The organism is Microbulbifer maximicatervae (SeqCode) (assembly GCF_052467505.1).
This window is the reverse complement of record NZ_CP174313.1, coordinates 2321592-2348251: the sequence shown is the minus strand read 5'-3', so window position 1 is coordinate 2348251 and position 26660 is coordinate 2321592. Positions and strand designations below refer to the sequence as shown.

At 46.1% G+C, this 26660-nt stretch carries 20 protein-coding genes; 7 read left to right on the top strand and 13 right to left on the bottom strand.

Features of this window, described 5'->3' with window-relative positions; genetic code table 11:
* Window positions 1-3 precede the first annotated feature (3 nt).
* From ACJJIN_RS10290 to ACJJIN_RS10270, 5 genes are all read right to left on the bottom strand, one after another.
* Window positions 4-537 carry a DUF2058 domain-containing protein gene (locus ACJJIN_RS10290; protein WP_413662717.1) on the bottom strand — a complete coding sequence of 178 codons (534 nt, stop codon included), beginning with the start codon at window positions 535-537 and terminating at the stop codon, window positions 4-6.
* Between the two features lie 134 nt (window positions 538-671).
* Window positions 672-1766: a PaaI family thioesterase gene (locus ACJJIN_RS10285; protein ID WP_413662716.1), complete on the bottom strand. Its 1095-nt coding sequence runs from the start codon at window positions 1764-1766 to the stop codon at window positions 672-674.
* A gap of 123 nt (window positions 1767-1889) precedes the next feature.
* Complete coding sequence (locus tag ACJJIN_RS10280) at window positions 1890-3359, bottom strand: alpha/beta fold hydrolase (RefSeq protein ID WP_444897980.1); 1470 nt, start codon at window positions 3357-3359, stop codon at window positions 1890-1892.
* 839 nt (window positions 3360-4198) lie between these two features.
* On the bottom strand, window positions 4199-4537 hold the full coding sequence (locus tag ACJJIN_RS10275) for an alpha/beta hydrolase-fold protein (RefSeq protein ID WP_444898244.1): 339 nt from the start codon (window positions 4535-4537) through the stop codon (window positions 4199-4201).
* Complete coding sequence (locus ACJJIN_RS10270) at window positions 4530-4706, bottom strand: hypothetical protein (RefSeq protein ID WP_444897979.1); 177 nt, start codon at window positions 4704-4706, stop codon at window positions 4530-4532. Before ACJJIN_RS10270 ends, ACJJIN_RS10275 begins: the two co-directional genes overlap by 8 nt.
* Before the next feature lie 968 nt (window positions 4707-5674).
* Between ACJJIN_RS10270 and ACJJIN_RS10265 the strand changes: the two genes are divergently transcribed.
* The 4 genes from ACJJIN_RS10265 to gnd all read left to right on the top strand — a co-directional run bounded on the left by ACJJIN_RS10265 (window position 5675) and on the right by gnd (window position 13472).
* Window positions 5675-6190 carry an RNA polymerase sigma factor gene (locus ACJJIN_RS10265; protein WP_444897978.1) on the top strand — a complete coding sequence of 172 codons (516 nt, stop codon included), beginning with the start codon at window positions 5675-5677 and terminating at the stop codon, window positions 6188-6190.
* A gap of 319 nt (window positions 6191-6509) precedes the next feature.
* Window positions 6510-9503 (top strand): TonB-dependent receptor, encoded by a 2994-nt coding sequence (locus tag ACJJIN_RS10260; protein ID WP_444897977.1) that lies wholly within the window; start codon window positions 6510-6512, stop codon window positions 9501-9503.
* A 511-nt stretch (window positions 9504-10014) separates the two neighbouring features.
* Window positions 10015-10965 carry an IS5 family transposase gene (locus tag ACJJIN_RS10255; RefSeq protein ID WP_444895065.1) on the top strand — a complete coding sequence of 317 codons (951 nt, stop codon included), beginning with the start codon at window positions 10015-10017 and terminating at the stop codon, window positions 10963-10965.
* 986 nt (window positions 10966-11951) lie between these two features.
* Window positions 11952-13472 (top strand): NADP-dependent phosphogluconate dehydrogenase, encoded by a 1521-nt coding sequence (gene gnd / locus ACJJIN_RS10250; RefSeq protein WP_282932002.1) that lies wholly within the window; start codon window positions 11952-11954, stop codon window positions 13470-13472.
* Between the two features lie 60 nt (window positions 13473-13532).
* Here gnd and rdgC read toward each other — a convergent pair whose 3' ends face one another.
* From rdgC to ACJJIN_RS10215, 7 genes are all read right to left on the bottom strand, one after another.
* Entirely contained in the window at window positions 13533-14525 is a 993-nt protein-coding gene (gene rdgC / locus ACJJIN_RS10245) for a recombination-associated protein RdgC (RefSeq protein WP_444897976.1), read from the bottom strand.
* Between the two features lie 187 nt (window positions 14526-14712).
* Complete coding sequence (locus ACJJIN_RS10240) at window positions 14713-15837, bottom strand: alkaline phosphatase family protein (protein WP_444897975.1); 1125 nt, start codon at window positions 15835-15837, stop codon at window positions 14713-14715.
* Window positions 15838-16009: 172 nt separating this feature from the next.
* A complete protein-coding gene (locus ACJJIN_RS10235) occupies window positions 16010-18367 on the bottom strand; it encodes a TonB-dependent receptor domain-containing protein (RefSeq protein ID WP_444897974.1) in 2358 nt (785 codons plus the stop codon).
* Window positions 18368-18651: 284 nt separating this feature from the next.
* A complete protein-coding gene (locus ACJJIN_RS10230) occupies window positions 18652-18990 on the bottom strand; it encodes a hypothetical protein (protein WP_444897973.1) in 339 nt (112 codons plus the stop codon).
* A 10-nt stretch (window positions 18991-19000) separates the two neighbouring features.
* Entirely contained in the window at window positions 19001-19522 is a 522-nt protein-coding gene (locus tag ACJJIN_RS10225) for a hypothetical protein (RefSeq protein WP_444897972.1), read from the bottom strand.
* 89 nt (window positions 19523-19611) lie between these two features.
* Entirely contained in the window at window positions 19612-20706 is a 1095-nt protein-coding gene (locus ACJJIN_RS10220) for an alpha/beta hydrolase family protein (protein ID WP_444897971.1), read from the bottom strand.
* A 435-nt stretch (window positions 20707-21141) separates the two neighbouring features.
* Window positions 21142-21540, bottom strand: a complete 399-nt coding sequence (locus ACJJIN_RS10215) for a VOC family protein (protein ID WP_444897970.1) — start codon at window positions 21538-21540, stop codon at window positions 21142-21144.
* A 406-nt stretch (window positions 21541-21946) separates the two neighbouring features.
* Between ACJJIN_RS10215 and ACJJIN_RS10210 the strand changes: the two genes are divergently transcribed.
* The 3 genes from ACJJIN_RS10210 to ACJJIN_RS10200 are packed head-to-tail and all read left to right on the top strand — an operon-like array spanning window position 21947 to window position 24784.
* On the top strand, window positions 21947-22981 hold the full coding sequence (locus ACJJIN_RS10210; protein WP_444897969.1) for a bile salt hydrolase: 1035 nt from the start codon (window positions 21947-21949) through the stop codon (window positions 22979-22981).
* Between the two features lie 31 nt (window positions 22982-23012).
* On the top strand, window positions 23013-23885 hold the full coding sequence (locus ACJJIN_RS10205; protein ID WP_444897968.1) for a GNAT family N-acetyltransferase: 873 nt from the start codon (window positions 23013-23015) through the stop codon (window positions 23883-23885).
* A complete protein-coding gene (locus tag ACJJIN_RS10200; protein ID WP_444897967.1) occupies window positions 23885-24784 on the top strand; it encodes a polysaccharide deacetylase family protein in 900 nt (299 codons plus the stop codon). The genes ACJJIN_RS10205 and ACJJIN_RS10200 overlap by 1 nt, the downstream gene beginning before the upstream one ends.
* 280 nt (window positions 24785-25064) lie before the next feature.
* On the opposite strand, the gene ACJJIN_RS10195 is transcribed toward ACJJIN_RS10200, so the two are convergent.
* Window positions 25065-26537: an aminoacyl-histidine dipeptidase gene (locus ACJJIN_RS10195; RefSeq protein ID WP_444897966.1), complete on the bottom strand. Its 1473-nt coding sequence runs from the start codon at window positions 26535-26537 to the stop codon at window positions 25065-25067.
* Between the last annotated feature and the right edge of the window lie 123 nt (window positions 26538-26660).

Sequence of the window (26660 nt, the reverse complement as noted above, 5' to 3'; positions counted from 1 at the left end):
TGCTTACCACATAAGATCATCGGGGATCTGAAAGTCTGCATAGGGATCATCTTCATCTACCACTGCTGAACTTTCAGCAGGCCTGATTACGATATCGCTATTGCGCTCCGCAATTTTCTCGGCAATAACCCGTGGAACCAACTCAAATTGTTCTCCCTGGACAACAATCATCAGGCGCCCCGCAATCAAGTGATCCCTTAATTCTTCGCTGACATAGATGGTTTTGATTTTTTTGTCGAAAGTGAAGTTATAAGTAATTTCACCAGAATAAGGTTGGCGATTTTTTTCCACCAATTGCTTGATTTGCGCGGCAATAGCTTTCTGCTGTGCAGCCGCATCGCGCTCAGCATTGAGGGCGCGATCACGAGCGGCTTTCTCTGCTTGAGCCTTTTGTGCTGCTAGCTTTGTTTCATCAATCTGGGGTTGTGAAGACTTCTTCGCAACTTTCTGTTGCTTCCGTTTATCTTTGCTGATTTGTTTGGCTTTCTTTTTATCGACAAGTCCTGCTTGGAGTAGTTGGTCTTGCAATGAGGCCATAGTCTCTTCCCCGTGAAAGTCTAAAGTTTCGGCAGCCTTTACAGGTATGCCTGATCAAATTTTCACCAACCATATGGGTTGATAGTTTGTGAGGGTATTTTACCTGAAGATGGTCCAACTACCGCTAAAGATTTTTATGGTGTCCAAGGCTTACCGGAGGTAGCAGTTGCGATGATTTCATCGGGTTCCTTGCCGTCACTCAGCATTTGAGCGCCCCCTGGAATTACCAGGGCTGAGCCAGTAGCAATAGCCACCCGCTTGCCACTGGGAGTATCAATGTTGCAAGAGGATACTCTCAGCTGCCGGCCGCGGTGGAGTACCTGCGCCTCCAGAATCAAGTCGCCACTGTTGAGCTTGGCTGGGCGAGCAAAGCGGATATGCATGTCCAGAGTAGCGAATATAGATCCTGCAGGCAGTGTGGAGTAGACCGCGCCTCCCATGGTGAAATCTGCGGCCCATGCCAAAAGTCCACCATATATAGAAAGGGTCCCATTGGAGAACCAGGGAGAGGAGGGCATAGTCGAGATACAGCGACCATTTTCAACCTCTATTGCGCGGTAACCTGTGAGCATCCAGATAGGGTGAGTTCGCCCCTCACTAATCGTGGTTCTCTGCAGTTCGATAGGGACTTGCTCCGGTAAGTGTGCCATGTCGCAAAAGAACGTTTTTGGAGGAGGGCGAAGATAAGGGTCAGGTGTATCTGTTGGTCCTAGGTCGGGAATTGGAAGCTCCTGATCTGGGTTGACTGGAAAGTCGGCAATAAGGCAGCGAGTGCTACCGAAAGCGAGGGTTCTCCCCTCCTGATCGTTAATCTGAATACTTGAGAGCCCCACCTGGTTGCCTGAATGAACGGTCGTAGCTCTACCAACAATATTTTGTGTACTGCTAGTGATGGGTCGAATAAAGCACATATTTAATTCTGATGTGCTCAAGACTTTACCAGCTGGCAAGGTTGTCCATATTGCGGAGGCCAAGGGGGCGTCTGCAAACATCGCATAGATACCCCCCCAATAGATCCCGGTCCCATCAGCTAGCCACGGCGTAATAGGCATAGAATAGGTGGCCTTACCAAGGCCGGCCTCGGTGGGAGTCATACCCGTTAGTCGCCAAAAAGGGGGCCCGGGTAAGCTGCCGCGAATGTAACGTTTAAAGGTGTCGAGACCAGGTTGCTGCAACGCCCTGAGGTCACAGATGGCACCACGATGGACTTCGTCGGTGATATTGGTCATCCCCCAGCCTCCAGTTGCTTGTAGGACAAGGGTAATGTGAGGGTTTGTTGGATGCGAGAAAGGGAGAAAGCTGCGGAAGAGTCTTTTACCCTAACAGCGCAGCTATCGATCGGCGGATACTGGTTATGGAGCTAAGTTGGGTAGTTTGGCTACGATATGGGTATTCGGGATAGGCTGCCCCTCCATAAATAGATTTATCGCATCCTGGACTTCAGGAGAAGCCATTAATAAATTATGCCCTGCATTTTCGACTGTTACTTTAGTGGCGTTTTTGAACCCTGAAATGGCTTCATATTGACCTTCCAGATAAGTTCTTCCGTCCAAGGTCCCGCTAAATAGTAATACCGGAATATTGCTGACTGGCTTTTCTCGAAATTTATCCCCAAGGTCTAACTCTGGCGCCAAATTATCGTAGTGCAGAGAGAAATTTAGGTAGTCTTTCAGTAGAGATTTTTGTGCCTGCTCAACAACCTGTGCTTTACGCTTCATATCAATTCCAGAGGCTATATCCATCGCCGTAGGCATCGGGCGCAGGGATATGGGTATGCCTGGTTGCAGAAATTCATCGGGGAAGTAACGTCTGGGCACCTTGTCGAAACTTAATGTAGCTCCTTGGTCCAAATCGCGATAAAACCTGAGTAGATGGCTGACACTTTTAGGGTCCGCAATGAATGCCGAGGCTAGTTGTTGCATATCCCTACGCTGTAGGAGGGATTCGACTTCCCTGCCATCCCGTTGAGGGATTTTAATTTTCAATGGTTGTGACTCAAGTTTTTTATGGACTCGGCTTATAAGTGCTTTAATATCTGGATAGGCTTTTTTTGCTGCGGGTTGCTGATTGACTGCCTGTTGTAGACGGTTTAGATAGTAATCTGTTCGGGCGGGCAGCTTGATGGTTTGGTCCAAACCCTCTGCACTGGATAAAATTAGCTTATCAATAGAACCTTCGATCTCCTTTACCGCTGCCAAAGAGAGATGGCTTCCATAAGATGTTCCCCACAATACTATTTTCTCTGCACCCAAATGGCTCCGTATGGCATCAAGATCTCGGGCATTTTCGAGAGTATTATAGGCATTTAGGTTTACACCAGTAAGCTCCCAAAAGTGTAAGCACTCTTTTAGGGCTTTGCGGTGGTAGTTGATATACTGGGTATCGGTGATTGGTTCAAGGGAAGGTACAATTTGCTTGGATTCACAATTGGGAAGGTCATTGGAATGGCCGCTACCACGTTGATCTAATGCGATAACATCACCAAATTGTCGCAACGCCATAAACATATCAAAGCGATAGTTAACGGCCGTAATTCCTGAGCCACCAGGGCCGCCTGCCAGGTAGATTATTGGTGGACCCACTTTCTTTCCTGTTGCAGGAAACCTTACATATTGGAGGGTGATATTACGGCTATCTTTCTTAGTGCGATCTTCTGGAACCTCAATAAAGCCTTGATAGCCCTCTGCAGTTTGTTTGCTCCATGTAGTAAGGGTGTGCGGTTTTTCATTGTTAATGGACTTTGCTGATCCGCTGACAGGGCTCAGTGATAGCATTATTATTAGCGGAGCTAAAAGATGTGCTTTTTTGGCGTTATTTTTCATTGTTTCGATACTTCCTTATTGTCGAACTTAGGCGAATGTTATTGTTTTAGATTGGGCTCTTATTTTCAAGTGGATAAAAAGTTTATTCGAGAGCCCATGGGGCTTTTCTCGATATAGATACCTCGTGAATATCGGTAATATAAGCTATTAACCTCTCACTAGGGATTTCGGTTTAATTGGGCTGTCAGACAGAAGTCCGAAAAATAGACGGTGGATGTTTAAACCCCAGTGCTAATGGGTTTATGGGGTCCGTGCAAGGTTATAATCATTGATAGGCAACATTGCTACTCCATGAAAGCTAGCTTGCCTTAAATTCACTACGCGGAAATTAAGCTCTTGCTCTAAAATAACTAGAAAATGGTTCTACGCCTGGGCTGGCAAGTGTTCAGGTATTATGGGTTGTTATAAAAATCATTATGCTCAGATTCATGGGTTGCCTCTGGTGTAGATATTTTACCTGAAGTAGGGTATCTGAGGGAGAATCGTATGGCGATTTGAAGTTTATCATCCCTAGATAATAGCTTTGGTAAAGTGAGGCTATAGTGTCAATGAAAAAATGCCAGCTATAACAATAAGGATAGCCTTTTTATCTTTGGTTTGTTGATCACACCTATGAAATTTTTATAAATTTTAGTGGTTGCATCCGTTGATATAAAAGACCTTTGTATTAATGAAACTGTCATCTATTAGTTTACGTTACTGTTGCTCTTGCATGATTGTTTTGTATAGGCAGCCCAAGTCCTGAATGGCAGTAGTTGGAAATGAAGTGCCATGATTTGCTTCTGGAATAATGAACAGTCGGGAGCTTACCTCTAGCCTTCTTCAATGATTAATTTTCTTTAGGGCTGCCTCGCTCCCCTTAACATGTCGTTGCGAGTTTGGCTTTTTTCTGGAGTTTCTATAGCACCAACTTCAATAAACACCTTTCGGTGATTAGAGCTGGGAGTAGCTTTCACATTAAGGATTCTTGCACGATCGTGCCACATCGATAGACTGCTGAGGATATAGTTATCAAAGCCGCTTGGCCTGGTAAGCAACATATATGTGCCAAATAGCTCGCCTAGAGAGTGCCCTATAAACGTGTGTCCACTGTCAAATAGGCGATATGATCTTGCTAGGAGGGGCAAAATGACGTCATGAATAAAAGTGGCATGCTCATAGGCCTTGCAGTTAAATATTTCCAGTTTTTATCGATGATGGGGGTAAAGTCCCGAATACGGCTGGCATGATTTTTGACCCTTTTGAGTAAGATAGTCCAACTAAAATGACTTCCTGCAGTTTGCCTAAATCCATCGCCACTTGAGTTGTACCTGAAGTGGCCTGAAAGGCTGAGTCTGCATCTGTCATAAGCACTAAAGGATATCGTTAGTCGAGGGTACTTTCGTAACTCTTAGGTAACTTAACGTAAAGTGAATAGGACCTAGTACTGATAGGATCTTTAACTCCAGGCTGCTGCTTCGAGGAATTTGGAACGGTGAGATGTCTGCGTTCACTGAAAGTGGAGGGGCTGAACAAAGGCTGAGGGTGCAAAACAAGGTTGCTTAGGACCCTATCAGGGCTTTAGCACGGATAAAACGCTTGTACTTTTTGTATAGTGGCTTGACAGGCTCTATAAACGAAAGTGTCATTTTCTTTCCCAGTTGCGACTATGCCGGCGTGAACAAAAAGTCAGGAAAGTACTCTAGCATATAGAAATGATTCATCTTGAAAACTGTTCGCATAAGATTTATTCAAAAGATAGCAATTTTTTTTGTAATAAGATAAAGAGTATGAAGCTCTCAATGTTTCTGTGGAAGTGTAAAAATCTACTTTACTACTACAAAAACGGAAGAAGTAAGTAATTCTATTTTTATATTTCGTAATGTAACTTTTTCATATCTACAATTATCCAAGTACTTGTTCCATTTTCCCCTCTTTTATTTTCCCTCCTTTTGAAGGTTAATAGTCTACGATTTGATTAGCCTTTAGGCGCTGAAGTTCATAGTAATACCTCTCTATGCTTGTAATTTAGGCGTTACTTTTTTCCAACCGCTGGAGGTGGTCGTTTATCGTATGTTTTTTGTCTACTCCCTGTGTTTTTAGGGGAAGTTAACTTTAGTAAAACTAAAGACTTATATCGGTTTAGCTAGTTGATACTCGATTTTGAAAAAAAGGCTGGTTTTGTACTACAAAAATAATTTGACCAAAAAATAATTGATCGATGGTTTGTTTTGTTCATTGTCTCTAGAGAGCCTCTGTAAGTTGTACTAAGTATTGCAAAATTTTCCAGAAGCTCAGGGAAACCGGTCGGTCACACGAGATGGTTCACTAGAAAAATGGAAAACTTTTATCAGGATGATGTGACGCAGTGGGTTGGTGAGTATGGATTGGATTTGAAACGTTACTTTTCTTCCCGAGTTAATCTATCTGATGTTGATGATCTAGTCCAGGAGGTTTTTATTCAGTTATATATTCGTATCAAAAAGTATGGAGGGCAAATCGAAAACCCAAGAATTTACATCTATGCCATGGCAAGAAATCTTTTGATTAGTCATGGTAGGCGTCAAAAGTCTAGGTGTGGAGGGTTACATGACTCTATTGATCACAAAGTCGACATCCCTTACATGATTAGTCCGGAACGGACGGTGATGGGAATACAGGCTTATACCCGAGTGCAGGAAGCTATTTTAGGATTGCCGCCAAGAGCTGGTACAGCTTTTCGCTATCATCGCTTTGAGGGAATGACTTATCAAGCAATTGCGGAGCAAATGGGAATCTCTAAGGATTCGGTTAAAGAATTAATACAACGTGCTTTGACCAAGGTTAGGCAGGTGGCAGAGGAAGCTCCTTGATGGCGCAAAATATTTTATATTGTACTGTAGGTTGTAACCTTTTTTCGAGTAGATGTCTAACGGGACAATAAGCTCAACTAGAAATTTTTTGGTGAGTGATTCTGATAGCGCTACGCCAGAGGTTTGGCTTTTTTAGTTCTAACTGCTGTAGCCTTCGAAATATTTAGTTAATAATTCTGTTTTGACTTCCAGAAAATCAAGTTTATTTTTTATCCCCCCTTTCTTTTAGCTCTCGCGTCTTAAGTATTGTTAAACCTGAAATAGGTTTATATCAGGTCAATAACCCAATAATACCGACAATAAAGAGAGACGTAGTGTGATGATGAAACCTGTCAAAAAGAAAACATTGATTGCACAAGCGATTTATCAATCTGGACATTCATGCCAAATTACTCCCTGGTACAGCTCCATTGTTGCCTCTTTGGCAATTGCAGTTGTTCCTACCATTTCCAGCGCCCAGGAGAGTGAAGAAAGCAAACACCCAAGACAGGCGATTGAGGAGATCACGGTTACTGCGCAGAAGATTGAAGAGAGTATTCAAGATGTGCCCATTGCAGTATCTGCACTCAGTGGCGACAGTATGGATGACCTTAAGATTGAGCGGGGGGAGGAGTTACTACGAGCTGTCCCAAATACCAATTTTTCCAAATCCAACTTCAGCACCTATAACTTCTCTATTCGCGGTATAGGCACTAAAGCTGTTTCTGCTGCTTCAGACCCGGCGGTTGCTGTGAGCTTTAACAATGCTCCTTTAATTCGCAATCGATTATTTGAGCAAGAATTCTTTGATGTGCAACGGGTTGAAGTCTTGCGTGGCCCCCAAGGTACACTTTATGGCCGCAATGCGACAGCTGGCGTAGTTAATATGCTGCCAATTATGCCTGGAGATGAGTTTGCCTCTGAGATTAAGGCGGAGGTGGGCAGTTATAACACCAAACGCGCCAGCGGAATGTTTAATATCCCATTGGGGGAGACCATGGCGTTGCGTCTCTCCGGAGCCATGACTAAGCGTGATGGTTTTGACTATAACACTTATACCGGTAACGATGTTAATGACCGCGATCTATATTCTACTCGTGCAATCTTTGAGTGGGAGCCCAGTGAATCCTTTAGTGCCAACTTAATATGGCAGCACTTTGAAGAAGATGATCGGCGCTCGCGCACGGGCAAGCAACTTTGTACAAAAGATCCAGGCCGAACACATATTGGTGATACTGAACTAACAGGCTTTACGCCAGTGTTTTTTAGTCAGGGTTGTCTGCCTAGCTCGATTTATAGTGATGACGCTTACAGCGCACCCAATGCCCAGGGTTTTGCGAGCGTTTTGGCTACCGGGTTAATTGTCACGAGCTATGGCCAGGTTATTGACTGGTTTACTGACCCTTATGCGAATTCAACACAGTCGCGTGATCTTCGTAAAATTGAAACCAGTTATGATCCGGTATTTCGCGCAGAGAATGACTTAGTGCAACTGAACTTCGAATGGGGCCTGACAGACTCTCTCACATTTTACTCTCAGTCGACTTATGCTAAGGACGATTACTATTCATCCCAAGATTATAATCGTTATGTTTCAGATCCCATCTTTAATGATGGGGGTAATTTAGAACCTACACCGGGGGGAGTTTTTACTGATCCACAGTTGGGACCCTCTGAAGGACTGTTGGCGGTTGATATTAGTCGATCAGATAATAAGCAGTGGAGCCAAGAATTCCGATTGCAAACATCTTTTGATGGCCCTTGGAATTTCTCAGTGGGCACAAACTACTTAGACTTTAAAACCCAAGATGACTATTTCGTATTCAATAATATATTTAGTATGGTGGCGCAATATCTACATAATGCCGACCGCGATGAATATTTCAATTTAGTATTTCAAAACTGTACTGATCCAGAGGTAAATGTCGGTGCGGATTGTATTTATGTTGACCCTAATTCGATAGAAAACATTGATGAGGAAGGACATAACTATTTCTTGAGCCGAAATTTGGTGGAAGTTAATTCTTGGGCATTATTTGGTGAAACTTATTGGCAAATTAATGATGATGTAAAGCTAACTACCGGCCTTCGCTATACAAATGATCGCAAGCGCTCTACTCCGGTACCCAGTCAGCTGTTGTTAGGTACTTTTTATGATCCGGTAACGGGGGAAGTCTCCTCCGGTGAAATCTCAGGGGGGCTTGTCCATCGAGGCTATCCGGAAGGTGATCCGGTGACCCAGAACTGGAAGGAGTACACCGGGCGTGCAGTTTTGGACTGGAGAACGGATCTGCCTTTTACGGATGAAACTATGCTCTATATGTCCTTTGCCCATGGCTACAAAGGTGGTGGTACTAACCCTCCCCGAGCCGAGGTTGATCCAGCAATAGTACAGTTTCAGCCCCTGGAAGATTCTTTTGAGCCGGAGTTTGTTAACGCAATTGAGTTTGGCAGTAAGAACATTCTTTTTGATGGTAGCTTATCGCTCAATGCTAGCGCCTTTTATTACGATTATACCGACTATCAAGTCTCTCAAATTGTTGACCGAATTTCTCTCAATGAGAATTTTGATGCGGAAACTATGGGGCTTGAGCTTGAGCTGGCTTGGCAGCTTACAGATGCAACACGAATAGATATGAATTTAGGGTACCTGAAAACCCGAATTGCAGATGGAGAGGAATCTGTTGACGTGATGGATCGTACTCAGGGCAATGAAGATTGGGTACTGGTTCGTCCCAGCATCCAAGTGCCGTCTAATTGTATTGCACCTGTGGATTTAGTTGAAACCGTTATGGCTGCGCCTGCACCTAATATTTTTGCTATTTGGTCGCTTTGTGCGGGTTCCGCCCAGTATGGTTCATTCTCTCCAGAAATCGAAGTCTCGGATGCTTTGCGCCATGATATCAATTATGGAGTCGATCCCTACAACCCGCTAACGGATGCACCTAATGGGGGGCGTGGTTTTTCTGCTGATTTAAGTGGAAATGAGTTACCCAATGCACCACGTTTCACTGTTAATTTCGGAGTGGAACATACGATTCCTATTGAGAATTGGGATTTAACTCTACGAGCAGACTACTACCGTCAGTCGGAAAGTTATGCTCGTGTATATAATACTGAGTATGATCGTTTGAAGGCTTGGAGTAATCTCAATACTTCAGTTAGCCTCAGCAATCCTGACTCTGATCTATATATGCAGCTCTACGTGAAGAATATTTTTGATGATGCGCCTATCACTGATATGTTCACTAATAGTGATGATTCAGGTCTTACTACTAATGTGTTTACATTAGAGCCTCGTATTGTTGGCTTAAGTGTTAGTAAAGGGTTTTGATTAATCCGGTGAAATCTGTGATTCATTGCTTATATTTGATTGAATGAATATGTAGGTTGGTGAGAGGATTTCTTGCCAACCTATTTTTGCATTTTTATTGATGTCTTCTGAAATCTGGCGGTCTTGGCTTTAGGGGCGCTGCCAGTTTTCGTACTGCATATGAGTTTTGGGTTACAAAAATAGTCATTGATTATTGTTGGCAGGTATATAAATTAACTGTTTCCGTAATGCTAGTGTTGTTAGCATCTAGGGCTATTAATTAAGGTGGGATAGACTTAGAGGCTGTATAGGTGAAATGAGAGCTTGTTGAAATTACACTATTAATTTCCCTCTAGTTGTCTGAACCTGCGCTGGGAGTTTTGGCGCTGTTGAAGGTAGTTTTTCCATTTGGCTGATTCAATGATCTTATGAGGTCTCCAGCATATTCACCGGCGGTCGACTTAAGGAACCTCTGAATAATTCCAAGCCAATATTGGTAATATTCACCTACCCATCAAGACTACGATGAATTATGCACCAAGTCACCTTTGCCGAAGCAGAATATAAGCTAAAGCGCCGTATAACTCGCCGAGAGAAGTTTCTTTCTCAAATGGAAGCCCTCATCCCATGGCAGCGACTAGAAGCTCAGATCACTCCTTGCTATCCACAAGGCAAACGTGGCCGACAGCCATATCCATTGAGTGTCATGCTCCGTATTCATTGCATGCAGCTATTTTATAATCTCAGTGATCCCGCTATGGAGGATGCACTGTATGAAATTGAATCCATGCGTAGTTTTGCTGGATTGACTTTGAGCGGCCCAATTCCCGATGAAACAACGATTCTTAACTTTCGCCACTTACTGGAGCTCAATCAGCTAGGTGCAGCTCTTTTTGATGAAATCAACAAGCATCTTGCTGAGAATGGCATGGTACTGCGTGAAGGCACGATTGTAGATGCCACTATTATCTCTGCGCCAACTTCAACCAAGAATAAAAAGAAAAAACGTGATCCAGAAATGCATCAAACAAAGAAAGGCAATCAGTGGCATTTTGGAATGAAAATGCATATCGGGGTTGATGATGTGCTCGGAGTAATACATAGCATAGATACAACAGCAGCGAATTCGCATGATGTCACAACTACAGAGCGAGTTCTCCACGGGGAGGAGAAAAGAATCTGGGGAGACTCTGGGTACATTGGTGCGGAGAAACGTGAAGAGTTGAAAGAGCGGGAGGCGGATTGGTATATAGCAATGAAGCCGAGCAAGCTAAAAACTCTTCCAGGGCGTGATGCACTTCGTAAAGCGGAAAAGATCAAGGCGCAGATAAGAGCGAAGGTCGAGCACCCCTTCCGCTACATCAAACGGGTATTTGGTTATGACAAGGTCCGCTATCGGGGACTGGTAAAAAATACTGAGAGGCTGTGCTTACTGGCAGGCTTTACCAACTTAATAATAGGGAGAAAATACTTGGCTGCCTAGGGGTGGTTCGCCTGAAATCCACCTATTGAGGGTTTCAGATGAAAAATTAGTGGACTATTACGCGCAAATTACGCGTTTGTGCGTAATAAAGTGAATTTTTCAAGCAGCTCAGCTTAATTCTGGAAAAATGCTTCGTTGATCAGAGGGTCCTTAATAAGTCTATTTTTAATGACCATGGTATTGCTCATGCACTTATAGGATAAATCGTGAGTTTCCATCTTGCTGAAAAAGTCAATTTATTTTCATCGTTTATTTCTTACTTTCAGTAAAGTTAAGAGCTTTTATTTTGCGCTTTGCTGTAGTGAAGCGAATATTGAAATTCCAGTATCGAGGTGTTGGCTATAAATCCTGGAAGGCCAAATAATGGATTGATTGTATTTTATGGTTTATTTTATTGTTGGCTTTCATTTGTTAGTAAGCTCAGTTAAGTAGGGTGTCCAAGGTCATCCCTCTCAGTCAAATTTCCAAAGAATATGGGTTTTACTTTATTAAATTTCACATGCCTTGATTTTGTTAAAAATTCAATTTAATCGATAAAATGGATTTATAGGCAGATTAAGTAGTTGTGATGGAGGATTATGGGTTAGTAATGATAGTGCCACTTACGGTACATGGGGAAACCGGCTGCGTTATCGTTAGGAAACTCAGCCTCATCGGAAGCGATTTCCCCAATTAGCGTATTGGGCGGATATGTCCTTGCTCTTACAGTTCGTTATCAGCTTTTCTTATAAAGCATCATAGACTTGAAATAACTTATGGAGCTCTGGTGTCGGGGCAATTGAATTGCCGGTTGGCGCCAAAAGATAAGATGCGCCAGGTCGGGAGTATTTGCCCATAGCGGACCACCTGCTATCGGCTTCTACACCTTGTAGGCTGTATTTGCTGCCCTCTGGGCAATTTTGTTTGGTTTTTGCTCTCCCTGCTCCAGATTCATATTGCTATACTCCGCGCCCTTGAAAGCCCCCTGTCTTTATATGGAGAACTTGATGTCTGATTCACAGTGCGATATTGGCTTTATCGGCGCCGGTGTGATGGGTAAGAACCTGATCCTGAACCTGGCCGACAATGGCTATAGGGTCTGTGCCTTTGATTTGGATCACAACCGGCTGAATGCGCTGCTGGAGCAGGACAAGAAAGAGCGTGGAGACCTGCCTGCGCGTGTTGAAGCCTGCAACTCTTATACAGAGCTGTTGGCGAAGGTTAAAGCCCCGCACTTGATTATTCTCTCGGTTCCGGCTGGAGCCCCCGTTGATGACGTATGCAGCAAGCTACTCGATGCGGGCTTGAAGGCTGACGACATCGTTGTTGATACTGGTAACAGCCTGTGGACCGACTCTGTAGAGCGGGCTAAACGGTATGAAGGCAAGTTGATTTTCTTCACCACCGCAGTATCCGGTGGCGAAGTGGGTGCTCGTTTTGGGCCATCCCTCATGCCCAGCGGCGACCGTTATGCCTGGAGTCGTATTGAGCCAGTTTGGCATGCTATTGCCGCCAAAGTGGATAAAGCCAGCGGCCAGCCGATTGAGCGCTTTGAGCCTGGCAACCCGGTTCGCGAAGGTGAGCCCTGTGCGGCTTATATCGGCCCGATAGGCTCAGGCCACTATGTGAAGATGGTGCATAACGGTATTGAATATGCCGATATGCAGATGATCTGTGAGGCCTATCATGTGATGCGCACGGCGCTGGGTATGGCCCCAGAGGAAATTGCAGAAGTATTCCGCGAGTGGAACCGAGGCCCGCTGAACAGCTATCTGATCAATATCAGTGCGGAAGTACTCTCTACCTTGGACTCCGTGACAGAACAACCGCTGGTAGACGTAATCCTCGACCGAGCAGGGCAAAAAGGTACTGGTCTCTGGACAGCCATGAGCAGCCTGGAAGTGGGCTGTCCGGCCCCGAGTATTGCCGAAGCGGTTTACGCCCGTTCATTATCTACCCGGAAGGTATTGCGTACCCGCGCAGCGAAGAAACTGCAAGGGCCTGAGTTGACACCAGTGGCTCCAGAGCAACGGGAAGAAGTGATTGCACAGCTGCACGACGCTCTCTACTGCGCAAAGATCTGTGTTTACGCCCAGGGCTTCGATTTGATGAAGCTGGCTGCACGGGAGCAGGGTTGGCAGTTGAACTTCTCTGAAATTGCCAGAATTTGGCGTGCAGGCTGCATCATTCGAGCAGTGTTCCTGCAATCTATCAGTGATGCTTACGATCGAGATTCCAAGCTTTCCAACTTGTTGCTGGATGATTTCTTTACCCAGCAGATTGCCGATCACCAGGCCAACTGGCGCCAAGCGGTGGCGAGCGCCACTCTGAATGGTATTCCGGTACCGGCCCTGTCATCGGCGCTCAATTACTACGATGCCTTCCGCACCGAGTCGCTTCCGGCGAACCTGCTGCAAGGACAGCGGGATTTCTTTGGAGCCCATACCTTTGCGCGTGTGGACCAGCCTGAGCAGCGCAAGTACCACGTTCAGTGGACCGAACCTGGCCGCCCAATGGTTGAGATTTGATTGATGGGGAAGGGGGCAGGTGATACGTGCCTTTCAGGTACGTATCACTATCTGAGCTCCCTAAAGAACGACCTCTTCTACCTCTTTGGCCAGGGCCTCCGCCTCTTGGCGGCTGGCTTTGGCCACCAGTTCCTCAACGCTAGCCGACTCGGTGTTGACGCCACCGAAGGCGGAGAGCAAGTCTTTGGTCAGGGCTGAGATCTCCAGAGTCATCACCGCAAAATCTGCATCAAATCGCTGGGCTGCACTTTCTGCATCGGCGCTATCGGCTTTCTCCAGAAGCTCGTCACTGAACTTGATACGCTTTAGGGACAGCTGATCATCTACCAGGAATTCAACGCCCCCACGCCAGGTCAGCCCCAGTTTGTGCACTTGTAGTCCGGCCACCAAGTGATTGTGAATTTCCTCAGCACAAAGGTCCTGGTTTTTACAGCGGATAACACTGCCGCTGTCTTTGGGATCGCGCAACTCGCATTCGTGGCCAAAATCGAATTGAAGCGGTGCTTCAGGGGCACTGAGCCAATGGGTCATCGTTTGCTGTGGCAGGTTCTTAGCGGAGAGTGGTACCACGGCAAGGCTACTGATAGCCTCGCGGAGGTTCTCCAGCAGTTCCTCGGCGGCGGAGGCAGAAGAGGCGTCAACCACTACCCAGCCATCCTGAGGTGCAATGTAGGCATATTGCAGACGGGACCGAGCGAATGCCTTGGGACGCATTTCAAGGAGAATCTCGTCTTTAAGGTTTTGCCGCTCCTTGCGACCTACCTGCCTGGCTTCTTTTTCAGAAATAGCTTGTGCCAGCTCTTCAACTTTCTCATTGACTACCGCAGCGGGAATCACTTTTTCTTGCTTCTTAGCACAGGCCATTAGGTAGCCATTAGTTGCGTGCACCAACTGGCTGCCGTGGCGCCCTAGTGGAGGCACCCACCCATAGCGAGTGCTGTCCTGACTGCCACAGGGAACAAATGCATGGGGCTCCAGCAATTCGTTCAATTTTTCAGCATCCAGGGAAAATTCTTTCGTCAAACGATAAATACGGAGGTTTTTAAACCACATACATCAGGCCATTTGTTTTCAGTTGCGAGTGCGGCCTGCATTATGCGGAAACCGGGGCGGGGCAGCTAGAGCCTGTTAACACTTAATTGATGGGTTCTTTAAGTTGTTATCAAGCTCCAGAATATTACTGGTCCAAGGCGGTGAAAATTTGTTCAGCCGAACTTGTCAGGCCTGGCTGAACAAAGGTTTATTTGAGAATACTGTCTATTGCTTTGCCACTATCCTGCGAGAACTCTTCTGACTTATGGCCGAGCAGTTGTAGTGCGGTTGCGGCTATCTGATCCTGAAAAATGGCTTCTCCCCTGGATACTTCTCCCAAGGCCTTAATGTCTGGGCCCAGTGCGGCAATCCAGATTTCATTGGAGCCGGGTATACCCGCTTTGTGGGGGTGATCTTCTTTACCGAAGTATTGGGTCAGTGCAGGGCCACTGGCGTGGTGCGGCCAGGATTCAGCGGTGTTGCCACGCCCGTGGTCAACGGTAATGAGTAGGTTGGTATTGTCTCGGTATTGATCAAGAGATTGCAGTGTCTGCCAGAGTTTGGCGAGTATCATGTCGCTCCGATGTGCGGAGTGGAGATACTGGTGATATTCCTCATCGTGGGCAAAATCGTCAGTTTCACCCAGGGCAATGTACATTACCTTGGGCTTTTTGCTAATTAAGTACTCTTTTGCAAATCCATAGGTAAATGCATCGGGCCGCACGTTTTCCCAGAAAACCGGCAGTTGCCCCTGCAAATCATTGAGAAACCCTGCTCTTTGGCTCAATTTTGGCCAATCGGCAGCTTCCAGCCCCGCGTTAATGTAAATACCACTGCGATCACGATTAAGTATCGAGGAGAATACCCCCCAGCTGCCGAATGCAGCGATTTGGCCTTTGTACTCAGATTTGCTGTTTAGCCACTCGAGAAAGGTAGTATTGGCATTGGGAGTTGGGTCGTTACTATTGATTTTGGGGTCGGCGGAGCCGGTTAAAATCTCATTGTAACCGGGATAGGAAAACCACCAGCTATTGGTAACTTGTGCTTTAGACCCCTTGTCGCGATTGCCAATTAAAACCCCTTCTTTAGCCACTGTTTGCCAGATAAAAGGCAATAATTTTTGACGTTTTTCGATGAGTGAATCGCCGTGAAAGTGATTGATAAGGTCTTGTTTATTTTCAGTGAACTCTGCGTGGTTGAGAAGTTCAGGGTCATAACCGGAGAACACTTCCTGCCAGCGCAAGCCGTCGATAGTAACTAATACGAGGTTGTCTGCGGCAAGGGATTGAGTAGAAAGAAACAGGGTCAGGATTGCTGTAGTCAATCTGTTCATTGAAAGAGCTCTTTGCATATTTTTGGATTATTTATATTTGTCGCAAATAATCAAAATTATTTTTCGACTATATTTATTATTTATTGCACTTTATTTTTGAATCTACTGCTTGACTAAACATACGCACAATCGGCTAGCATTTCCAGCCGATTGTGTGGCTGCCAAAAAAATCTTAGAAATCAATAGTTGCAGAGAGTGAGGCTGTCCGTGGAGCACCTATCCAGGCACCGCCAGAAACGACAGTTCCTAAGTAATCCTCATCCAGTAAATTATTTATCACTAAATTCAGGTTGGCTCCCCGTAGTGCCGGGCTAAATTCTCCCAGATTCATGCCCAGGTAGGCATCGACAACTACATAGGAGTCAGCTGTCCAGCTATTGTCTAAGTCGACAAAGCGATCTCCGGTAAACTTACTGGAGATGCCACCGTAAAATATTTCAGAATTCCAATCCAGGCCAATCACATAGAGTTGATCAGCTATTCCGACTACGTCATTCCCTGGTGTTATTCCTTGAGTTTCATCTACTGCTGAGTTTCCTGAGCCAATATAGGTAGTGTCCAGCAGGGTATAGGATGTATAGAGATTTAGAGTTTCTGATAAATCGTAGTCCAGGAAAAGTTCCAGACCATCAGATTCGATTCCGCCGGCATTAAAATAGGTCCCATTGGTACCTATCAAATAGTTATTACCTGCGGCAGTATTGTTGTCCAGGAAAATGATCCGGTTTTCAAAATCATTTTGAAAATAGGTGGCAGTTGCCGAGAAATTATCGGCGGTATAGCGAAGCCCTAGCTCTGTGGTCTCTGAGGTTTCCGGTTCGATATTGTCGAGATCTGAATCGGGCCGCTCTAATACGCTGTCTCCAATCGCCTTAAAGTTTTCAGCGTAGCCTGCGAACAGCTCTGCACCTTCCAGGGGTGTTTCCCAAATCAAACCGGCGGAGAGCAGGATATCTGAATCAGAGTCAACACTTGCATCGGAAGACTCCTGAAACAGATCTTCCCTTTCAACATCGACAAAGAACTGCTTGGCGCCCAGTGTCAAAGTGAGAGTGTCGATGGTCAGGGAGTTCTGTAAATACCACTTTGTGCTGGTGGAGGGGTAACTGCGGTCGTATTGCACCCAATAGGGTGTTGAATTGAAACTGGCACCTTGAGTTGCATCAGTGATTTTGTGCCAATCGCGGTGTTCGTCACGGGTGGAGTCTTCATACCAGAGGCCGCCTCGCAGCTCATTGTCTAACCCGGCGATGGTGGTAGCGTATGTAAAGTCTAGAGTCAGTCCGGCACGCTCTTTCTCATAATGAGTGTGCCGATAAGACATCGTGGGTATGGCGCCCTCTGCATAGCAATCTGGATTGTAGGCCGGTCCTGAATCGCCATAGATATTGGTGACTGACGCTGTACATGTTTCATCATAAGTAAGGGCATTGCCATTGGCGTCAACAAAATAAATGATGCCCGACTGGCTACCGCCGTAGGCAGTTGAGCCGCCGAGGAACTCGGGCTCGCCTTGTTCGCTGTCATCTGTAATATCAACCAGGTAAGGGGGCACCCAGTCCCCGCGGCCTTCGTTGCTGTGGTAATAGAGTCCGGCCTGTAGATTGAATGAATCTGTCAGGTCAAAATCGAACTGGGTGTAGGCCAGCAGGTTCTCACGCAAGGTAGACCAGCCACGGCGATAAAGTTGATCGATATAAGGAATACCAGACCAGTTGCCGGTAAGGAAATCGTTTTCAGGGTACTCTTCAAATTGGGCGTCCGAATAGATTCGTTGATAATTATCTTCGTGGATATCGTCGTAAGATAGGTAGGCCTTGATGGTACCAGCTTCCAAGCTGGTCACTAGTTTTGCCGCGATATGCTCTCGTTCATTCTCAGCGGTTTCAGTAATCCAGTCGGTCGCTTCCTGGTTAGAGTATGAGATCCAGGCTTTGCTGTTCCCGGCAAAAATACCAGTGTCATAGCGAAAATATACTCTCTGTGCATCAAACTCGCCTGCGGACAGTTCTATTCGACTGCGCTGTGTATCCAAAGGATCATCAGTGCGATAATCAATAGTGCCTCCCAAGGCTTCGTGGGAACGTGAGGCGATATCTGAAGTACCCTGTGATACTTCTACTGAACCGATATTACCCGGATCAACAAAGCGGTTTGCTTTTGAGCCTCCACCGTAATTCGAACCGCCATTGGGAATACCATCGATGGTGGTGCCAATTTGCTGTTCATCTAAGCTGTTAGTAAATCCGCGAATACTGATATTGGTTGACCAGTCGTCAAAGCCGTAAGTATCTCCTTCATTGACTGAGACACCGGGGAGGTTATCGATCAGTGCATTAACGCTGGTGATAGAGGACTGTTGCTTGCGCATTGCCTCAGATACTTCGCTGCTGTTAAAAGTGCTACCGGAGCCCAGAACCATTACTTCTTCAATTTGTGCGTTGCTGAGGTCTTCAGCGGTCACGGGACTGGCACTCATTATTGTGGCCACTGAAGTGGCGGCTGCCAGGTAGGTCTTTTTAGTATTCATCGGGATACCCCAGTTTGTAGTGATTCAGCAAGTGTTAACCAGCCTGGTTAGTGGCTTGGGTTATTTGCGCGCGTACATTGACGCGTCTTGATGAATAATTCTTTACAGGGGGGTTAAACTCTTTTTACCCGTTGGTGAATGCTCAATAAATCCTGAGAGTCAGAAACATGAGCTGTTTCAGACTGACTGAATAGAGTCCTTGGTAGTGGGGGTGATCCGGTGAGTAATCTTGATTGAGTGTAGAGGGGGAGGGCTGAGTTACCCCAGCCCAATTTAAACAGAAATCAGATAGCAGCTTTCAAAGAAATGCCGGTGCAAGCTTCAATTGTTCCCCAGAGAACTCCCAGAACTGCATTCCAGACTTTTTCGATGGTAACTATCAGGAGTCCACGTAAGGTGTTGGCGAAGTTCTTGGCCATATCCTCCAGGGAGTCGAGAAAGTAATCTTGCAGATCGCCAGATATTTCATCAGATGCAATTGCTTTAGCAATCATTTTTGTTTGCTGGGCCATTGCGGATAACTGACGTTCGGAAAACCCTCTGAGTTCAGAAATATCACTGTTGATTACCGCAGAAGCTGCCCCTTTAATATCGGCAACGAGTTGGTTAACGTCAATAGACATAGTAATTTCCTCAGCGATTCAGAAAAGACTCATAGGTGAGTGCTTGGTCCATGGAAACAACAATTTCATTTTTGAATAGAGAAACAGCGGTTGCGTTTAGGCCCTTATCTTCATCTACCGTGCGCATCATATTCAAACTCTCTGAAATTTTCTCCAGTGACGCAACACTGGGGGGGGCCCGCTCAAAGCTAATATTCCTGCCAGAAGATTCCAAATAGTTGTTAATCTTTTTGAGTAGTTTACTTTCAGGCGCAGGGCGGGTTTTCGATTGCATAGCCAGCGCATCTACTTTGCCGATCAATGCATGGTATCTCTCATCTCTTTTTGAGTAAGAATCTTTGTTAGTTCCACTGGAAACTGAAGAGAAAAATTCCATTATCTCTACATTGACAGTGGTTAAATCGGAGTATAGCGCGGCATCATAGCGCGGCGCCATTTGTGAGCATCCGCTAACTAGAATGGTAAGAAAGGCTAAAACTGCAAAGATTGCTATTGGCTGCCTTATCATGACAACTCCCCCTTTAATTTTCATTTTAATAGTTCAATTCGGCTCTTTTCAGCCGCCTAAAGGGTGGCTGAGAGATATACAGTTCTTTCCAATTTTTTCGTCTGGGTACCCATTTATACCGGTTCCAAAATCTCATGCGAGGTCGGCGAAATACTGGGATCATTTTTCTTTTCAAAGTAAGTCAGCAGTAAGCGAACAGCCTCCTGATTATCGAAATATCGGGAGTGAACTCGAGCTGCCAGTTTGTCCGGAAAAGTACCGTAAGACCCGATAATTCTCTCATAACAGTGGTGGCGTGCTGGGACCGCAGAACCACTGGCAAACCAGTCTGAGTGAGATTTGATATCAATCCACTCGATTAGATCTTTTCTTTGTGACAGTTGTTCTACTTCATTCTGCAGCCAAGGAGCTTGCTTACCCAGAACTTCGATTAGGGACCCCATTGTTAGGATACGTATAGGTTTACCGATTGGCGGAAGATCGGCAAAAAGGTCTACAGTAACAACACTGCCAAAACTATGTCCGACAATAGTTACGGAATCGTAGTCATATAGTTTAATACTGTTTTCGAGCTGTTCTCTGACCCGTCGGATAATCTCAAAGCGGACTGCAGGCTTGCCCTTGGCCGCCGGCTCATTGGTGAGATAGCGCTTACAAAAGTCAGAAATATCTACTAGTAAGGCAACCGGCATAACGGCAACAACGGCAGTAGCAATCAGCCAGATCCGCCAGCCCCCTATATACTCAACACCTTGCTTGAGCTGTTGTACTGCGGGATAAAACGGGCTGTCACTGGTGGGCTCAACAGCTTCGACAAACAAAATGATGGTACCAATGTACCAAACAATAAAGGCTAATGCTGAGAGGGTTAGACCAAATGTCAGGTACTTTCGTTTAAGCACCCCTTTCCAAATATGGAGGTTGGCCAGCCAGAACCAGATTAGGGAGAAGCCTCGGGCTAAGCGGACTTTCAGGCTCTGCTGGGTAATGCTAGGAACCAAGTCGTTCCAGTAAGCTTCAACCAGATCAAGCTCCTGTTTATCGTTGACCCTCAGGCGGTTGATGCCGGCGGGGACGGTAGGATCAGAAATCTGAGTGAGAGGCATACGCTCACTGGCTGCGATCATTCCCTCGGTGAACTCTGACAGTTGGGCGGTGCTGGTGACTCGTGTCAATCCAGGCACCAGCATAATTAAGCTTCTTCTCATTGTTATTCCAATTGGCTCTATTCTGGAGATATAACCTTCTGCCAAGGTTTGCTCCTGCCTTTGTTTTTTCTGTGTGAAAATCGTTTCAGTAAGTGAGTATTTCCATATATAAGTACGCTAGCCAGTAGCTAGCTGCGGTGTATCTCAGTGGTGAAATTTTGTGCGATGGCCAGCTCTATACTAACCGAAGGACATTGGATATAGGTGCATGTCAACTGGATGTTACTCGATTTATATGTGATACAAAATGAGATGTAAATATAGAAAAGAAAAAGATTTATTGATTGGGAGGGGAAAAGCCGCTTCGTGGTTCTTTTCTTAAATTACTTGTCGGAAGTTATTTCATCGCGGTTAAGGGGGGAGACTAGCGAAGGTGAAGATCTGTTGCTGCTTACACCGCACTCTATGGGGGAATCAGAAGCGACAGGTTAAAATTTACTCTACGGTTTCTTTTTGTAGTTCAACTAAAATAAATTCGTTGCCGTAGAGATCTTCAAAGTGGGCAAACTCTGCACCCCCTTCAGAAGTGGGTGGCTTGCTGAAGTGAACGCCATTTTTTGCAAGTTTTTTATATTCTCTGTCAAAATTATCTGTATAAATAACGGCACAAGGCTGCCCTGCAGTTTGTGCTCCCACTTTCTTTTGCTGGCTTTCAGAAGTTGCCTGAAGTAACCATATACCCATATCTTTTTGTGCCGGAAGTCGAATATGAACAAATCGATGCGGTGCTGCTTGAGAGTCAATAAATACTTCAAACCCCAATTTGTCACGATAAAAGGCAATAGCTTCTTCATAGTTGTTGACTAGGATTACCAGTCTGCCAATTGAGTTCATTAGGGGCTCCGTGATTGGCCTTATTGCTGCTTCGATAAGAGGGGTCATCTCTTTCTGGTTAACAGGTGTACAGTTTTTCAAATAGTTTTTATTTGAGTGGCCTATACCAAAATGAATGCTTTTAGCGTGAAGCTGATAAGCTGTAAAAGTTTACTGAAGTTACAAAATATTTGAACTGTACATGTCGAAAGCGGTGTCAGTTTCTGGATCTTTACGCCAAGGTTGCCAAGTATTGGAATGAAAGACAGTCTCCCCATTGTTGGCCATCTATGATGGAAACCGGACTTTCTATTGTTTATAGCCGATTACAGTGATTGTAAACGATCAGTATATTAATTAATGATTTTGAAGGATGGTAGGCAAAGTGAAAAGGATTTCATGTTTTCCTAAATCTATAAGCTCCGTTATGGTTTTTGTTATTGTAGTGCTGTGCCTACTCGAGCCCAGGTCTTCGATTGCTTGTACCCGAATACTCTATGAAACTGGCGATAAGACCTATATTACTGCCCGTAGCATGGACTGGAGTGATACCGATGCAGCTATGGCATTTTGGGTTTTCCCTCAGGGGATGGAGCGCAATGGTGGCTTGGGCCCAAAATCTATTACTTGGACATCGAAGTTTGGCTCAATTGTTATCAGTATTTACGATGCGGCTACAACTGATGGGCTCAATGAAAAGGGCCTCGTAGGCAATCTTTTATACTTGGCTGAGGCAGATTATGGGAGTGCTTCCGATAGGGATAAGCCAACTATCTCTGTTGGGGCCTGGTTGCAATACATCCTGGATAACTACGCAACGGTTGATGCTGCGGTAAAGGGGTTAAAGAGTGACCCATTCACCGTGGTTGGCGCAGATCTTCCCAATGGGAGACCGGCAAGTACACATATTGCAATTTCAGATCCCAGCGGTGATTCCGCTATTTTTGAATATCTTGATGGTGTGCTAAAGATCCATCACGGTAAGCAGTTTGCGGTAATGACTAATTCTCCTCCTTATGATCAGCAGCTGGCAATCAACTCCTATTGGAATTCAATTGGAGGCCAAAACTTTTTACCAGGTACAATTAGTGCGGCGGACAGGTTTGTACGGGCGAGTTATGCTTTAAAAACATCGCCAGAATATAAAATGTATCGCGATGCATTGGCATCCGCATTCTCCCAAATTCGTGCCGTCAGTGTGCCGCTGGGAATGGATGATCCCGATAAACCCAATATAGCCTCAACATTGTGGCGGTCAGTTATTGATCAAAAAAATAGCCGCTACTATTTCGATTCTGTTATTAATCCATCAGTAATCTGGCTGGATATAGATAGTGTTTCTATCGAGCCGGGATCTAAAGTAATGACAATGAAATTAGATACTCCAATGGATACTGGTGGGGAAGTAGCATCTAAGTTGAGTCCTTCAGAGCCCTTTAAGTTCCTCGCTCCAGGTAGCTGAATAAATACGATAACGAGAAGAGTCTAAGTCAATGCATGAATCATTTACTGTTCGGGAGATGACTCGTAAAGAATTGGATTTACTGGTTGACTGGGCTGCACTTGAAGGCTGGAATCCGGGGTTGCACGATTCAGAAATTTTCTGGAAAACAGATCCAGAAGCTTACATTGCGGCGGAAGTTCGGGGCGACTTGATCGGAGGAGGGGCAATTACTGCGTACGGTGATGATTTCGGTTTTATGGGATTCTTTATCGTTAGGCCTGAATTCAGAGGTCATGGGTTTGGTAATAGACTTTGGTATATCCGACGGGACCGCTTAAAAACCCGGTTGAGGCCTGATGCAAGCATCGGTATGGATGGGGTATTTGCGATGCAGGATTACTATGCCCGCGGCGGTTTTAACTTCTCCCATCGGAATCTCCGTTATCGAGTCGAGCTTTCTGCTTTTGAGGGTGTGAGTACTCAATGCCCTGATGAAATTATCCCGCTTAGTGAAGTTTCTTTCGATCAAATAATTGCTTACGACAGGACCTGCTTTCCCGCAAGTAGACGGGTATTTCTGAAAGCATGGTTTTCCCAGCCAGAGGCTCTGAGTTTGGGCTATGTCCAATTTGGAAGTCTTTGTGGCTACGGTGTAATCAGGCGTTGCCGCAATGGATGTAAAGTCGGTCCTCTGTTTGCAAATAGCTATAAAGTGGCAGATATGTTGCTGAAGCGACTGGTCTCATTTGCAGATGATGGACCTATTTTTCTGGATGTGCCGGAAAATAATCCTGCGGCTATGTCGCTGGCCAAGCACTATGGAATGGAGGAGGTTTTTGGCTGCGCAAGGATGTACCTGGGGCCAATGCCGGATATTGCGCGGGACCGAATTTTTGGTGTAACGACATTTGAGTTGGGTTGATGCACAAGAGAAATCTGGAGGGTTACGCTGGGCGTCCGCCTCATCCCCGCTGGCCTGATCAGGCCCGTATTGCAATTCAGTTTGTCTTGAATTTAGAGGAGGGATCAGAATCTACCACGCTAAACGGCGATACCCAATCTGAATCTTACCTGCATGAACTTCCTGGCAGGCCTGCGCGGGTTGGAGGGCGGGATTTCAGTGTAGAGAGTATGTATGAGTATGGTTCTCGCGCTGGTGTCTGGCGGCTTCTCGATATCTTTAAGACTTACAACGTACCTTTAACAGTTTTTGCGACCGGTCAGGCGTTAGAGCTTAATCCGAATTTAGCGCTGGCCCTGATTGAAATGGGACATGAGATTGCTGGCCATGGATACCGGTGGATTGATTATAAAGATACTCCTAAGGGTCGAGAAAAACACGATATTCAGCTCACTGTTAAGATAATCGAGCAGTTAACCGGTAGGCCTCCGTTTGGGTGGTATACAGGCCGGGTAAGCTCCCATACTAGGTCATTGGTACGAGAAATTGATGGATTACTGTATACGTCAGATTCCTACAGTGATGATTTGCCATTCTGGGAACAGAAATCAGATTCATTGGTGGTGATTCCCTACACCTTGGTGAATAACGATATTCAGTACCTGCTGCCCAGTGGCTGCGCGACTGCCGATGATTTCTTTTTATTGCTAAAAGATGCTTTCGATCAGCTTTGGCGGGAAGGGAGCGTGAGTCCTAAGTTGATGAGTGTTGGACTACATGGGCGAGTCAGCGGCCACCCTGCCAGGGCTGCTGGAGTTTATCGTTTTTTGAAATATATCCAGCGATTTGAACCCATTTGGCTTTGTCGCCGCAATGAGGTAGCGCAACATTGGATCTCCAATTTCTCTACCGCTAGATAACTTGGGTGGTAGCTTTCCAAATTGCTTGTGTGCGGAAAATTTAGGCCTTATGTATACCCGTAAGTTTTCCTCTGTTATAGCAGCCGTTTCTGCTCTGAGGCTTTTGCAACTTCCCCCGGCCACCTGTGGAGTTAGGAAATATTAAAATAGCCCAGTGGCTCTCTAACAATAGCTAGAAAGCAGTTTTTAGAGTGATTAATACGTTGGGTGTAGTAATTGGAGGGCGGCGTGGAAAGGCAAGGTGTCGGGCCTCGGGGTAAGCCGAGGCCTGATTGGGCGATTAGTCGCGAGTGGGAATTGCTTGGACCACTTTAATAAAGTAATCCCAGAAATTGGCGACACTCTGGATATGAACCTTCTCTTCAGGAGAGTGAGCGCGGCGAATGGTTGGGCCAAAGGAAACCATATCCCAGTTGGGGTAGGGCTTGGCCAGCAATCCGCATTCCAGGCCGGCGTGAATGACTTTTACTTCAGCTTCCTCGCCAGTCATATCTTTATAGACATCCTTCATCATCGCCAGCAGCGGTGATTCGGGATTTGGTGTCCAGCCAGGGTAATCGTTGTCCAGTGTTGTTTCTGCACCTGCCAGCTGGAAGGTGGCGGCGACATTGAGGCCGTGTTGGTCGCGGGCACTGTCAGAGAGGCTGCGTACAAGACATTGGATTTTTACTCGATGCTCACCGTTCTCCTCCATTGTTACAACACGGGCCAGATTGTTGGATGATTCAGCAATACCTTCGAGAGCAGTGCTCATTCGCTCAACACCATTGGGGCAGCAGCGGATTGCGCGAATAAGGGTCAACTGGCTATCTGCGTCCAGGGTGTTGGCTGGAGCTTCGGTAGCTTCCAGGGTGATGTCCAGTGCCGCTTCATTGTCCAGTTCACGGGCAATTTGAGCGCTTTCGCTTTTTACAATTTCCTGTACTTTATCGACCGCTACTGAAGGCACGACCAGGGTTGTGAAGGATTCGCGGGGAATCGCATTGCGCAGGCTACCGCCATCCAGGCTGGCAATACGCAGCTCGGGGACCTGGGTTAGAACGGCGTGGATAATGCGGTTTGCGATCTTGTTGGCATTGCCTCGGCCTTTGTCGATATCCAAGCCAGAATGCCCGCCACGGAGGCCGCGAACAGAGAGTTTTACTGCTTCGGCACCGGGCAGGATCGCTTCTGGCGTATAGGGCAGGCTGACATTGACGTCGACACCGCCGGCACAGCCGATATACAGCTCGCCTTCATCTTCAGTATCCAGGTTGAGGAGCAGGTCAGCTTCAAAATAGCCAGGCTTAAGATTCTTGGCGCCGGTCATGCCCGCTTCTTCATCGATTGTCAGCAGGGCTTCCAAGGCGGGGTGGGGAATATCAGTAGATTCCATCAGGGCCAGGATTGCGGCAACGCCAATACCATTGTCTGCGCCGAGTGTGGTGCCTTCCGCAGTTACCCAGTCTCCATCCACGTAGGGTTTGATTGAGTCAGTGAGAAAGTCGTGCTCAGTGTCGGCATTCTTCTGCGGCACCATATCCACATGGCTCTGCAGTGCCAGTGTCTTGCGGTTTTCCATACCAGGAGTGGCCGGCTTCTTGATAACAATATTGCCGATTTCATCCAGCTGAACGCCTAGGCCGCGTGCTTTAGCGAAGTTAACGATATGCTCCACTACGCGGTCTTCATGCTTGGATGGGCGTGGAATTTCACAGAGCTTGGAAAAGTGTGCCCACAGTGGAGTTGGGTTCAATTCAGCAATATTGCTCATGAGTGGCCTCGATTTATTCTATTGGTGCCGGAGCTATAAGTTAGCTGGCCGATCAAAGGCGGTGGGCTTTGGCCCCCGGCAGGAAAGCCCGGCGAGCGCCGGGCTTGGGTAAATGTGCAGGAA

Bases quoted from the DNA above. Each gene is read 5' to 3' on its own strand.
- ACJJIN_RS10290 (WP_413662717.1), bottom strand. From the start codon at position 537: ATGGCCTCATTGCAAGACCAACTACTCCAAGCAGGACTTGTCGATAAA.
- ACJJIN_RS10285 (WP_413662716.1), bottom strand. From the start codon at position 1,766: ATGACCAATATCACCGACGAAGTCCATCGTGGTGCCATCTGTGACCTC.
- ACJJIN_RS10280 (WP_444897980.1), bottom strand. From the start codon at position 3,359: ATGAAAAATAACGCCAAAAAAGCACATCTTTTAGCTCCGCTAATAATA.
- ACJJIN_RS10270 (WP_444897979.1), bottom strand. From the start codon at position 4,706: ATGACAGATGCAGACTCAGCCTTTCAGGCCACTTCAGGTACAACTCAA.
- ACJJIN_RS10265 (WP_444897978.1), top strand. From the start codon at position 5,675: ATGGAAAACTTTTATCAGGATGATGTGACGCAGTGGGTTGGTGAGTAT.
- ACJJIN_RS10260 (WP_444897977.1), top strand. From the start codon at position 6,510: ATGATGAAACCTGTCAAAAAGAAAACATTGATTGCACAAGCGATTTAT.
- ACJJIN_RS10255 (WP_444895065.1), top strand. From the start codon at position 10,015: ATGCACCAAGTCACCTTTGCCGAAGCAGAATATAAGCTAAAGCGCCGT.
- gnd (WP_282932002.1), top strand. From the start codon at position 11,952: ATGTCTGATTCACAGTGCGATATTGGCTTTATCGGCGCCGGTGTGATG.
- rdgC (WP_444897976.1), bottom strand. From the start codon at position 14,525: ATGTGGTTTAAAAACCTCCGTATTTATCGTTTGACGAAAGAATTTTCC.
- ACJJIN_RS10240 (WP_444897975.1), bottom strand. From the start codon at position 15,837: ATGAACAGATTGACTACAGCAATCCTGACCCTGTTTCTTTCTACTCAA.
- ACJJIN_RS10235 (WP_444897974.1), bottom strand. From the start codon at position 18,367: ATGAATACTAAAAAGACCTACCTGGCAGCCGCCACTTCAGTGGCCACA.
- ACJJIN_RS10230 (WP_444897973.1), bottom strand. From the start codon at position 18,990: ATGTCTATTGACGTTAACCAACTCGTTGCCGATATTAAAGGGGCAGCT.
- ACJJIN_RS10225 (WP_444897972.1), bottom strand. From the start codon at position 19,522: ATGAAAATTAAAGGGGGAGTTGTCATGATAAGGCAGCCAATAGCAATC.
- ACJJIN_RS10220 (WP_444897971.1), bottom strand. From the start codon at position 20,706: ATGAGAAGAAGCTTAATTATGCTGGTGCCTGGATTGACACGAGTCACC.
- ACJJIN_RS10215 (WP_444897970.1), bottom strand. From the start codon at position 21,540: ATGAACTCAATTGGCAGACTGGTAATCCTAGTCAACAACTATGAAGAA.
- ACJJIN_RS10210 (WP_444897969.1), top strand. From the start codon at position 21,947: ATGGTTTTTGTTATTGTAGTGCTGTGCCTACTCGAGCCCAGGTCTTCG.
- ACJJIN_RS10205 (WP_444897968.1), top strand. From the start codon at position 23,013: ATGCATGAATCATTTACTGTTCGGGAGATGACTCGTAAAGAATTGGAT.
- ACJJIN_RS10200 (WP_444897967.1), top strand. From the start codon at position 23,885: ATGCACAAGAGAAATCTGGAGGGTTACGCTGGGCGTCCGCCTCATCCC.
- ACJJIN_RS10195 (WP_444897966.1), bottom strand. From the start codon at position 26,537: ATGAGCAATATTGCTGAATTGAACCCAACTCCACTGTGGGCACACTTT.